This window comes from Gilliamella sp. B3783, assembly GCF_026536125.1.
GTDB lineage: Bacteria > Pseudomonadota > Gammaproteobacteria > Enterobacterales > Orbaceae > Gilliamella.
In genome coordinates, this window is the sequence record NZ_JAFNOU010000006.1 from 36,356 (window position 1) to 48,300 (window position 11,945).

At 35.7% G+C, this 11,945-nt stretch carries 12 protein-coding genes; 3 read left to right on the forward strand and 9 right to left on the reverse strand.

The genetic code is table 11. The features are described 5' to 3' along the window. Window positions 1-20: 20 nt before the first annotated feature. Both feoB and J3U59_RS07140 read right to left on the reverse strand, forming a co-directional pair. Window positions 21-2,357 carry a Fe(2+) transporter permease subunit FeoB gene (feoB, locus tag J3U59_RS07135; protein ID WP_267332923.1) on the reverse strand — a complete coding sequence of 779 codons (2,337 nt, stop codon included), beginning with the start codon at window positions 2,355-2,357 and terminating at the stop codon, window positions 21-23. Then, window positions 2,354-2,596, reverse strand: a complete 243-nt coding sequence (locus J3U59_RS07140) for a FeoA family protein (RefSeq protein WP_267332924.1) — start codon at window positions 2,594-2,596, stop codon at window positions 2,354-2,356. Before J3U59_RS07140 ends, feoB begins: the two co-directional genes overlap by 4 nt. Before the next feature lie 604 nt (window positions 2,597-3,200). Between J3U59_RS07140 and J3U59_RS07145 the strand changes: the two genes are divergently transcribed. The 3 genes from J3U59_RS07145 to J3U59_RS07155 all read left to right on the forward strand — a co-directional run bounded on the left by J3U59_RS07145 (window position 3,201) and on the right by J3U59_RS07155 (window position 4,972). After that, the gene (locus tag J3U59_RS07145) at window positions 3,201-3,557 is read left to right on the forward strand and encodes an ArsC family reductase (RefSeq protein ID WP_267332925.1); all 357 of its coding nucleotides are present in this window, start codon (window positions 3,201-3,203) and stop codon (window positions 3,555-3,557) included. Window positions 3,558-3,569: 12 nt separating this feature from the next. Next, window positions 3,570-4,709, forward strand: coding sequence for a succinyl-diaminopimelate desuccinylase (gene dapE, locus J3U59_RS07150; RefSeq protein WP_267332926.1), 1,140 nt, complete (start codon window positions 3,570-3,572; stop codon window positions 4,707-4,709). 104 nt (window positions 4,710-4,813) lie between these two features. Further along, window positions 4,814-4,972: a YpfN family protein gene (locus J3U59_RS07155; protein ID WP_082209445.1), complete on the forward strand. Its 159-nt coding sequence runs from the start codon at window positions 4,814-4,816 to the stop codon at window positions 4,970-4,972. A 28-nt stretch (window positions 4,973-5,000) separates the two neighbouring features. Here J3U59_RS07155 and cysZ read toward each other — a convergent pair whose 3' ends face one another. From cysZ to J3U59_RS07190, 7 genes are all read right to left on the reverse strand, one after another. Further along, window positions 5,001-5,780 (reverse strand): sulfate transporter CysZ, encoded by a 780-nt coding sequence (gene cysZ, locus J3U59_RS07160; RefSeq protein WP_267333254.1) that lies wholly within the window; start codon window positions 5,778-5,780, stop codon window positions 5,001-5,003. A 91-nt stretch (window positions 5,781-5,871) separates the two neighbouring features. Then, window positions 5,872-7,812 carry a GNAT family N-acetyltransferase gene (locus J3U59_RS07165; RefSeq protein ID WP_267332927.1) on the reverse strand — a complete coding sequence of 647 codons (1,941 nt, stop codon included), beginning with the start codon at window positions 7,810-7,812 and terminating at the stop codon, window positions 5,872-5,874. A 3-nt stretch (window positions 7,813-7,815) separates the two neighbouring features. Continuing rightward, the gene (locus tag J3U59_RS07170) at window positions 7,816-8,271 is read right to left on the reverse strand and encodes a DUF441 domain-containing protein (RefSeq protein ID WP_267332928.1); all 456 of its coding nucleotides are present in this window, start codon (window positions 8,269-8,271) and stop codon (window positions 7,816-7,818) included. Then, window positions 8,271-8,981, reverse strand: a complete 711-nt coding sequence (gene purC / locus J3U59_RS07175) for a phosphoribosylaminoimidazolesuccinocarboxamide synthase (protein WP_065633469.1) — start codon at window positions 8,979-8,981, stop codon at window positions 8,271-8,273. Before purC ends, J3U59_RS07170 begins: the two co-directional genes overlap by 1 nt. A gap of 221 nt (window positions 8,982-9,202) precedes the next feature. After that, window positions 9,203-9,967 (reverse strand): outer membrane protein assembly factor BamC, encoded by a 765-nt coding sequence (gene bamC / locus J3U59_RS07180; protein WP_267332929.1) that lies wholly within the window; start codon window positions 9,965-9,967, stop codon window positions 9,203-9,205. A gap of 39 nt (window positions 9,968-10,006) precedes the next feature. After that, window positions 10,007-10,885, reverse strand: coding sequence for a 4-hydroxy-tetrahydrodipicolinate synthase (gene dapA, locus J3U59_RS07185; protein ID WP_267332930.1), 879 nt, complete (start codon window positions 10,883-10,885; stop codon window positions 10,007-10,009). Between the two features lie 97 nt (window positions 10,886-10,982). Beyond that, window positions 10,983-11,741 carry a Nif3-like dinuclear metal center hexameric protein gene (locus J3U59_RS07190; RefSeq protein WP_267332931.1) on the reverse strand — a complete coding sequence of 253 codons (759 nt, stop codon included), beginning with the start codon at window positions 11,739-11,741 and terminating at the stop codon, window positions 10,983-10,985. Window positions 11,742-11,945: the final 204 nt, after the last annotated feature.

Here is an 11,945-nt window from a genome sequence, read left to right on the forward strand (position 1 = left end):
TTCTCCAATAAGTTTTATGATCACTTTGATGATGGATCACAGCAGCGAGATCCATTGCTAGTATCATGATACAATTTAGGCGGCATATTTAGAGACGAATATTGCCCCAACCAACGCATTAACAAAATCATTGCACCAATAAAGGCAGCGCATCCCATCAACCAATAAATTGCCGAGACTGATTGCCCTAATAAAGTTATTTGATAATATATCGTCGCAACCAGCCAACCTACTATAAATGTCCACAGGGCAACAAATACCATCCATCTAATTCCCGCTTCACGATAAATCGCTCCCAATGCTGCTGCACAAGGTGTATAAAGTAGAATAAAAATCAAATAGGCAATGGCAACATTGTACGTCATAAATGAAGTTTTAATCTTAGCCACTGTAGTAGAATCAACCGCTAAATCATTTTCAATATCATCAATATCTTCTTTTAAAGATGAGAATCCTAATGGATCTAAAATAGTATCAGTAAAATCGAGTAAATTTTTAGGAATCGATAATATTGAAGCTTTAATACTGTTATTAAAATCGAAGTTATCGCGTTGCTGTTGTTGGTTATCCATAGAATAAAGTGAGTTCAATGTCGCAATAACAGCTTCTTTGGCAAAAATACCCGTAAAAAGTCCAACGGTTGCTGGCCAGTTTTGTTTATCCAGCCCCATCGGTGCAAGTGCAGGTGTAATGGTTTGACTAAATGCAGCAAGTAATGAATCATTAGATTGTTCATGTCCAAATCGACCATCAGTACCCAATGAATTTAGCAAACTCAATACCGTTACCATAATGACAATGGCTTTACCGGCTTTAGTAATAAAACTTTTTAACCTTTGCCAAGTTAGTTTAAACATACTTTGTAATGTCGGAATTCGATAAACAGGCATTTCCATAATAAAAGGTGTTGGCTGACCTTTTAATAAGGTTAGTTTTAAAATATAACCGGTAGCAAGTGCAACGAATATACCAAGCAAATATAAAGAAAAAACGACCATTGATGCATGACGTGGAAAAAAGATAACGGCAAATAAGGCATAAACAGGTAATCTTGCACCACAAGACATAAAAGGAATCATACAAATGGACATAATACGATCACGTGTACTTTCTAGTGTTCGGGTTCCCATAATCGCAGGTACGCCACAGCCAAAACCGACCAGCATTGGCACAAAAGCTTTACCAGGCAACCCAATACAGCGCATGGCTCTATCAACCATCATTGCCGCACGGGCTAAATAACCAGAATCTTCTAAAAAAGATAAGACAAAAAACATAGCAGCAATAACCGGAATAAAGGTTGATACCGTCTTAATCCCCGTTCCAATACCGTCAGCTAAAATAATATTCATCCAAATAGGCGCATCGAGTTGATGCAATAGATAAGATAGACCTTCAACAAAAATAGTATTAAAAAAACCATCAAAAAAGTCGATAAAAATTGAGCCAAAATTGATGGCGATCGTAAACATAACATACATCGCTAACAAAAAGAGAGGTATACCTGTTATTCGTCCTAGCGCAATTTTATCGAGCTTTTCAGAAAAAGTAGAACTTAGCTCCCGGGGTTTATTAATAACGTTTTTGCACACATTATCAATCACGTCATAACGAGCACTGGCTAAAGCAACATCAATTTCATAATCACACCATGCAGAAAGTAATAATCGACAAGCGTTAAGTTTTTCTGATTCACATGGGGTTAATTGATAACGTGAGCCGTCTAATAAAGCATCAATCAATTGCCAACGATTAAATTGATGAACCTGACTGTTTGCCGGCAATTCCTCTATATATCGAGTAATTACTGTTTGCTGATCATGACTTAAGGTATTCATTGCAGGTTGAGTCACTTGCTTAGTTGAGCTAATTTTTTCAATTTGTTGATATAATAAATCAATGCCCGTTTTTCTTTTGGATGATATGGCAATTACCGGACAACCGAGTATATGTGACAACTCTTCAGTATCAATTTGTTCACCAGTCATTTTTAACGCATCAGTCATATTTAAGACAACCACCATTGGCAGCTGTAAATCAATTAATTGTAAAGTTAAATATAAGCTACGTTGTAAATTCGTGGCATCAATAATGTTGATCATTACACTCTCTTTTTCACTCAAGACAAATTGACGCGTGATTAACTCATCTTGTGACACCGACAATGCATCAGATTCAATAGCATAGGTACCGGGCAAATCAATAATAGTATAGTGATTATTTTGATAATTAAGCACACCGGTTTTACGCTCAACAGTCACACCAGGCCAATTACCGACTCGTTGTTTTGCACCAGTAAGTAAATTAAACAGCGTCGTTTTACCACAATTTGGGTTACCAATGAGTGCAACATTCATGACTCAACCTCCATAACTTCGATAGTTGCCGCTTCACTACGCCGCAAACATAATAAAAAACCGCGTATTTTAATTTCAAGTGGATCGCCTAATGGTGCGGCTCGTATCACTAAAACTTTACAACCTGGCGTGACACCCATAGCTAACAGCCGACGACGAAATGGTAACGATTCAGGCAATAGACGCGATATAACCGCCTCCTGACCTAAGGCAAGCTGATTTAAAGTTAGGACTGACATTGTGCTCCTAGATATTACTGAACCATTCGTTTTAATCTGTATAGTTCAAGTCATGATTATCAGAATAATTTAGCTTAAAAATGCGAACAGCCCGCAATAATAATGATTTTTTCAATATAAAAAAACAAATAAACATTAAAAAAATAGAAATAATTGTGGAATTATGGTGTCAAAATGAGATTTTTAATTGAGTTTGTAACGCAATTTTATATATCTTTTTATAAAACGGTATTATATAACAACAAGTTATACTAAACCGTATGATTACCCTAAAACTTGTTGGTAAATTCTATATATTAAAATAATAGCAATAGGTTTTTATAGTTATCGTCTAACGATCAAAATAACAACGAAAATTAACACTATAAGCCTTAAGATCCTACTTTCTCATCAACCGCTATCTTATTTTTATGAACATTAGGAAAAAGATCATCTTCATCTATCTAAAAAATACCTCAACCACAAATACAATTAAACTAAAACTATAGTTAATTAAATACTATATCTTTATCCAAACTACTAGCTCACATTAATCGCAAATTGCCGAACTTAACAGATAACTGTTATAATCTTTTTATAACAATTCAGATTAGGAAAGATCTTAATGTATATCATTTATGGTATTAAAAATTGTAATACAATGAAAAAAGCTTTCACTTGGCTTGATGAACATAATATTAGCTATCAATTTCATAATTATAAAACTGAGGGTTTGTCATCAGAACTTTTAGATTCATTTTTACAGTTAGTTAACTGGCAAAGTTTACTCAATACTCGCGGTACAACTTGGCGTAAACTTGATGAAACCATTCGAGCCAACGTTGATAATGAACAAGCGGCAAAAGATATTATGTTAGCCAATCCCTCAATATTAAAACGTCCTTTACTCATTGATGGAAAACGCGCTTTATTAGGCTTTTCTGACGAAAGCTATTCACAATTTTTTGCTACACAAAAATAAACCGAGATAATTATGACAGACCCTGTTATTACTTTAACTAAAGCATTGATCGCTGAAAAATCAATAAGCCCTGATGATAAAAACTGTCAACAAATGATTATTGAACGATTAAAACCTTTAGGCTTTACTATAGAAGAAGTAAATTTAGGTCACACCAAAAATCTTTGGGCATATCATGGCGAGCCGTCACAAAAGACATTAATGTTTGCAGGGCATACCGATGTCGTGCCAGCAGGTGATGAAAGTCAATGGCTATATCCGCCTTTTCAACCTACAGTCGATAAAAACGGCATCCTATATGGGCGTGGCGCGGCAGATATGAAAAGTGGCGTTGCGGCAATGGTATGTGCAGCTGAACAATTTGTTAAAAACAATCCCAATCATTCTGGTCGTGTTGCTTTTTTAATTACCTCGGATGAAGAAGCCGATGCTTCTGATGGTACAGTCAAAGTTGTTGATCTACTTAAAAAACGTCAAGAACGCATTGATTATTGTATTGTTGGTGAACCGTCTAGTGATCAAAAACTTGGTGATCAAATTAAAAATGGACGCCGAGGTTCGCTAACAGCGAATTTAATAGTCCACGGTATCCAAGGGCATGTCGCTTATCCTCACCTTGCTGATAACCCTGTGCATCGCTTTGCTCCAGCTCTAAATGAATTAGTTACAACAATTTGGGACAATGGCAATGAGTATTTTCCACAAACTACGATGCAAGTAGCAAATATTAATGGTGGAACAGGTGCCGAAAATGTCATACCAGGTGATTTAAAAGTCCAATTCAATTTTCGCTATAGTAGCGAATTGACTGACGAGATCATTAAATCTCGGGTTGAGCAAATTTTACAAAAGCACAAATTAAGCTATAGTCTAACTTGGCGATTATCAGGTAAACCTTTTTTAACGCCGCAAGGAGAACTTACCGATGCAGCTACACATGCTATCAAACAATTAACACAATTAGAGACCAAACTTTCGACAAGTGGTGGGACCTCCGATGGTCGCTTTATCGCCCAATTAGGGTGCCAAGTGATAGAATTAGGCGTAGTGAATAAGACTATTCATAAAATTAATGAGAATGTAAATTGTCAGGATATCATCACGTTAACAGCAATATATCATAACATTCTAGAAAAATTATTATCGATTTAGTGAATAAAGATTATCGTTACTGATACCAAGAATAAGTTGCTAGTTTTATTTTTAGCAGTAAACGATAATTGCTTTTATTTTCGACCATAACCAAAGGTGATTAGATGGAGTGGCTCAAAGACTATTGGTGGATAATTGTAGTTATTTTGATTGGTATTTTTATTAATACAATTAAATCGCTAAGTAAACTTAATTACAAATCTTATCTGGAAAAAAAGAAAGGGATAAAACCTATCCCCTATAATGATGATGACGATGATTAACCAATTCAACCAACCTCAAAGTTAATCATCAACGATTATTATGACCGTCATTGAATATGACTTGATGGCGGTAGCGATCGACCCACATAGCGGTTGAACCACAAACCGCAATAGGCATAATAACAAGGTTTAAAATCGGCATCATCGTAAACAAGCTGACTAAAATACCATAAATTAAATTATCCGTTTTATCCTGCTTTAGTAGCTCACGCATTCGAGGAAAGGTAATTTTATGATTATCAAACGCATAATCGGCATATTGAATGTTAATTTGCCAAGCAGTAAATAAAAACCATATAACAGGCGTGACCGATTGCCCAATAACCGGAATAAAATACGTTAGAAAAATTAGACTTGCCCATAATAGATAATGAATCAGTTTTTGTAATTCTCGCCCCAATATTCTGGGTATATCCATAATCAAACTTATCCAAGAAGTATCAGGTGCCGGCATACCGGTTAATTGAGATTCAACATGCTCGGCTAATAGCCCATTAAATGGCGCAGCAATAATATTAGCAACTGTACTAAAAAAATAGCAAAATACGATAGCGAGTGTCACAACAACAATAAAGCTAATGATGTATCCTAACCATTGAAGCCAACTAGGAACAAAAGATAATCCCCAGTCCACCATACCGGTTATGGATACCAAAAACCAATAAAACAATAAAGACATAATCACAATATTAGCAAGTAAAGGTAAAAAGACATAGTGGCGAATGCTTGGGCTGAAAGCTAATGACCAGCCTTTAATAAAATATTCTAGACCAGTTTTTGGCTGGTAACCTGTTTTGTTACTGTGCATGTTGGTATCTGTTTTTTCAAAATTATTTAATTTCATATTTTGTCCCTTCTAATAAAATATGATCTTATGTTGAGTTTGTGATTAAATTATTTTAAGCCTTGTTATCAACATTGTTTAACCACTGCTTAACTTCATACTTTATTGCCTGCATTAAAGCTGCTTTGCCTGTTAATTGATACTGTTTTATCACATGTGTTAATTTATTATCATCTTGCAATATTGATTTTAAGATAGGTAAATTGAAAGCGTTTTGTTGATGATGACTAAATTGATTCAATCGACAAAGTGCAGCATAAGTTGCTTCATAAGGGCGGTGATAGTAACAAAATCCACGAAGTTCATCAAGATCCTGATGGTTTAGTTGCTGATCGCTATTTAGTTGAAAACGATCAGCTAATGGTAGATCGATAATATTTTTTAACCAGTACCAGTTACGCTGCAATTTTTTGTTTAACTGCATGGTTAAAGATAATCCCTGCTTGGTGATAGGTTTTAATGCCATTACGGAATAACTACCACTGCTTGTTTCTTTACGACTACCAACGTGAACCAGTACAAATCCACATGCAGACCAAAACTGATCGTTTGCTTGATTAAAAGCATAACTGACCGAGATAAAATCTTTACCTTGTATAGTCCCATGCTGATAAATGCGTTCAACTAATTGCTGAGCAATATGCTGGCGACGATGAGACTCCGTAACGGCAATACGATTAATTCTAACTGATGCAAGCTTAGCTGCTAATTTTTCACCGGCATGCGCCACCAACGATTGAGCAACTAAATTACCTTTAGGTCGGCGCGTACCTTGCCACACGGCTTCAATTAAACTGTCAGATAACTGACCTTCATCTATAGTGATGGCTCCAGCAATAAGATAATTTTCTTGCTTTGCTTGCCAAACAGTTTGATTATTTGCATCAAAAATACGTCTTAAATCAATTAAAGTTGTTTGATAATGCGCAGTTTTTAATAAATAAAAAATCTGTTTTAATGCAGTAATATTATTACGGCTAACCCTGTTATATTCAATCGATTGGTTTATCTGATGCCTATCTTGTTTTTGACAAAATAAACCATTTAGCAATAAACAATCAGTAATAGCTTCTAGCTGATCGCCAGCTTGCCAACGTATTGGGTTTGTTAAGTAGAAAAACTCACACGACTTATTTTTAAATAATTGTAATAAAAAACCCTGTCCTGTCCCTTCATAACCTTCCATCGTTGTAGTTAATAAGACTGGGCAATTATTCTCAGATGCAAATTGCAATAAGTTTTCCAGCATCGGAAGTGGAATCATGGCAGCTTCGTCAATAATTAAATAATCAACAGCACTACCAAATCCAACCTCTATTAATTCATCGGGCGCAACAAATTTAACCGATGATTTGGCAAAACGAAAAAAAGTAGTTAAAGCACTTTTGTTAGGTGCGGTAATAATCATTGATTGGTGATACTGGCTAAATAGACCGGCTAAGGCTGATTTTCCTCGTCCGCGTTTAGCCATTAACACTTTAATTGGCGCATCACTTATTAGTAGACGTTCAAGAATAGTTTGTTGCTCTGTTAAACTAAGCGGTGCTGTTTGAATATTTGGAAAGTCAAATTGATCAGATTCAATGTCAAAATCCTTTAATATTTGCTCAAGATGTTTGACAAAATTGGGAACTTCAATAGCTTGGCTGTTCTCATTCCAGCGTATGCTATCTTGATCAAGCCAATGGTTAAAATCTTCTGGTAAAAGTAATATAAGTATACTTCCTTTAACCAAAGTCCCAACCAGCATGGCAAAAGCATCTAAATTAAAACCTTGCGTTGCATCAAAAATCGCATGCAAAAATTCTCGACCTAATAACGATTTGGTTTGATTGGGTAAAAAAGTTTTAGTCAAAAAAGGGGGTAAATTATTCTGTGTAGTAATGGTGATCCAATCAGCTTGATGCTGATTTATTGTATCACGCAATTGATTTAACAATTGTGTTGCTTCGCCTTTTAATACCCAGAGCTTTCTTGTGCTATCTGGACCTGACATAAGCTAACTTTTTCCAATCACGAGCGATAAAATACCTGCCGCTATCAATGGTCCAACCGGGATACCTTTGAAAAAAGCAACACCAATTAATGTACCAATGATTAAACCATTAATTATGGTCGGATGAGCACCAATTAATGATACTCCCCGAGTACCTAACCACGAAACAGCAATCCCTACCAGGATAGCCAACATTGATTGCCACGTCGTGAAGGATTTTAGAATATCTTGAATTTTTAATGTGCCATCAGCCAAAGGAACCATCATTGCAGCAGTTAAAATCACAATGCCAATAGTTAACCCATATTGATTTAATAGTGGGAAGTAAGTTGATAGTGGCGTTAATTTGAATAGTAATAATAACAAAACAGCAAAGGTCACTGTGTTATTATGCGTCACATAACACAGTGCAGCTAAAGCTAATAGAAGAAAAAAAGAAATATCGAACTGAGCAAACATTACAAAGGTACACCAATGCGCTTAGCGACTTCTTCATAAGCTTCAATCACGCCGCCTAAGCTTTGACGGAAACGATCTTTATCCATTTTTTTCAACGTCTCTTTTTCCCATAAACGACAACCATCAGGGGAAAACTCGTCACCTAAGGTTACTTCACCTTTGTATAAACCAAATTCAAGTTTATAATCAACTAAAATCAAACCAGCTTTATCAAATAATTCAGTCAATATTGTATTAATTTTAAAGCTCAGCTCTTTCATTGTGGCTAATTGCTCATCTGTCGCCCAGCCAAAAGCTTTACAATGCGATTCATTAACCATTGGGTCATGCAATGCATCATTTTTCAAAAATAATTCAAAAGTTGGAGGATTAAGGACAGTGCCTTCTTCAACGCCTAAACGTTTGACTAAAGAGCCTGCTGCGCGATTACGCACGACACATTCAACAGGAATCATTTCTAATTTTTTAACTAAAACTTCATTATCTGATATTAAGGCTGCAACTTGTGTAGGAATGCCTTCATCACGTAATAGTGTCATAATAAAATAGTTGAATTTATTATTAACCATTCCTTTACGATCTAACTGCTCAATACGTAAACCATCAAAAGCAGAGGTATCGTTACGAAATTCCAATATTAGTAGTTCCGGGTTGTCTGTTGTGTAAACAGTTTTTGCTTTACCACGATAAAGCTCATCCAACTTTTTCATGCTTATAACCTTATATCATCATAGCCAATAAATAATTAAGGAGCTTTTCGCTCCTTAAATTCGAACTCATTGTTGTTATCTTTACTTCGGATTTATTGAAAGCGTAAATATCAACATACTACTTATTATTAAAGTCATCAATTACGATAAACCAATAACACACCTGACGACTTTTTAATTAAAAACTCGATTTATCACAACAACCAACTCGATAACGACAACTATCGACGGTTGTTGTCTTTAAGATCTTCTTTTAAAGCCTTCATGGACTCAGAATCTTTATCAGACTTAGCGTCCTTTTTGGCATCATCATCTTTAGGATCTTTCACAGGTGGTTGTCGAACTGATTCGGGTGCAACCTCATCCATTATGATATTAAATAAACCAACTACGTAACGTTGTACTTCTGCTGGTTGGGTAGAAATATCTTCAGCACCACGAGTTAGCGAGTTCAACCCAAGTGTAATGGTTTCAGTGTTACCCATAATTTTTCGCTTAAATACGTATGAAGCTTCAGTTTGTTGCGATTCATCAGCACGTACTATATACGCCTTAGCCGTTTTAATAGTTTGATTATCACGACCATCAATAGGAATATTTTTGTTAGTTAAAATATTAGGAATTCGATCCCATATATTATAACTTAATGGTACATTGAACGTTACCATACCATTGTTGTAGATCACAAAAGCTTCAGAAATCGTTGAAAGCGGCAACACAGGTGGGCGAATATCAACTTGTTTTCCTAACGGCCCATCGATTTTGCCATTATTCACAAAATAGTCAGCAACTTCTGCTGGTACTGTAATACCTTGTGGAACAATTAATGGTTTTAAACTTGGTGAATTTAAATAGTCATCATTACCATCAACTTCACGTTTATAGTTTTGATCGCTTCCACATCCTACAAGAAAGAAAGAAGCAACAGCGGTCAAAATAGCGACTTTTTTTATGACATTATTTTGCAATACGGTTTTATTAAACATAGATGTCTGCTTATAAATTAAAAGTTATACGAAAATAAATTACAGTAAATTAGCATCTTTTAATGCTTGTTCCATCGCTGGAATTGAAGCATCAGTCAACGATATCATCGGTAAACGAATTGTACCATCAGCGATTAAACCCAATCTTAGGCAAGCCCATTTTGCTGGCGTGGGGTTGGGTTCAATGAACAAATTATTATGTAATGCTAATAAACTTTCATTTAACGCTCTAGCCTCTTTGATTTGGTTGTTTGCAGCTAATTGACAAACTGTAGCAACTTGTTTTGCTGCAACATTAGCAGTAACAGAAATCACCCCATCACCACCTAAAATCATAAAATCTAAAAATGTAGCATCATCACCACTTAACAGTTTAAAATCATCTCCCACTAATTTTCGCGTTTTATATACGCGAGAAAGATCACCTGTTGCGTCTTTTAATGCAACAATATTTTTGATTTTTGATAAACGACCAACGGTCTCAGGTTTGATATCGCTACTTGTGCGACCTGGTACATTATAAAGAATTTGAGGTAATGCAGTACACTCAGCAATAGCTTTAAAATGCTGATACATACCTTCTTGAGTCGGTTTGTTATAATAGGGAGCAACAGTTAAACACCCCACTACCCCAATATTTTCAACTTGACGAGTTAATTCAATTGCTTCTTTAGTGGCATTAGAGCCTGTTCCAGCAATAATATTGATTCGTCCTTGCGCATAATCAACAGTACGCTTTATAACATCGATATGTTCGTGATGATCAAGTGTCGCTGATTCACCCGTTGTTCCAACAGACACGATAGCAGATGTGCCATTAGCAATATGATATTCGACCAATTTTTTTAAGCTTACGTGGTCCACATTTCCTTTAGAATCCATTGGTGTGATAAGGGCGACCAGACTTCCTGTAAACATAAAATGACCTCTCATATTATCTGTTTAAACAACAACTTTAAAGAATAAAAAATCTGCGAATAAGTATGCGATATTTCTTAGTTAAATTCAACTTTTGTTATGCAGGATTATCAATATCAATAAAAATAACCTCAAGGCTATATTCCTTAGCTAACCATTCGCCAAGCTTTTTAATACCATAACGTTCCGTTGCGTGGTGACCTGCTGCATAAAAATTTATACCATATTCACGTGCAATGTGGATAGTGCGTTCAGAAACCTCGCCGGTAAAAAATGCATCATAACCTTGCTGAGCCGCTGCTTCGATAAAATCTTGCCCGCCGCCGCTACACCAAGCGACGCGTTTTATCACTTTAGGCGCATTATCACCACAAAATAAAATAGAACGCTGACTGTTATGCAAGACTTTTTCCAATTTATGCTTAAATTCAAGAGCGGTTAACGGTTCGGTTAGTGTTCCTTTAAAAAGTAAATCGGTGATATCAGTGCGCGGTTCAACCGAAATATTAAGCATGTTAGCTAATAAGATATTATTTCCAAGTGTGGGGTGGCCATCTAGCGGTAAGTGATAACCATACAGATTAATATCATGCGATAATAATGTCTTAAGCCTCTTATACTTAATGCCAGTAATTGTTTGTGGCTCACTTTTCCAAAAATAGCCATGATGAACTAACACCGCATCGGCTTGCAATTCAACAGCTTTATCTAACAAGTCTTGACAAGCTGTGACACCTGTCACAATTTTTTTTATCTCACTTCGCCCTTGCACTTGCAATCCATTAGGGGCATAGTCACGATAGCGCAAAACTTGCAGTTCTGTATTAATGATTTGTTGCAGTTCGTAATTATGCACAATGCTCCTCGCTACTTTTACTCAATCATAGAGTTGTTCTAAAACAACATTAACAAAAAGCTGAAAATTAGCAGATAAATGTTAAGCCCTTTTGTTTAGCGCCAATTATAGACACTTTCTTGAAATATCTCACCTGATATTATGACTAATTGTTTTTTACCATCCTAGTTGACCAAGGCTTTCATTATTCAATTAGTATCTATC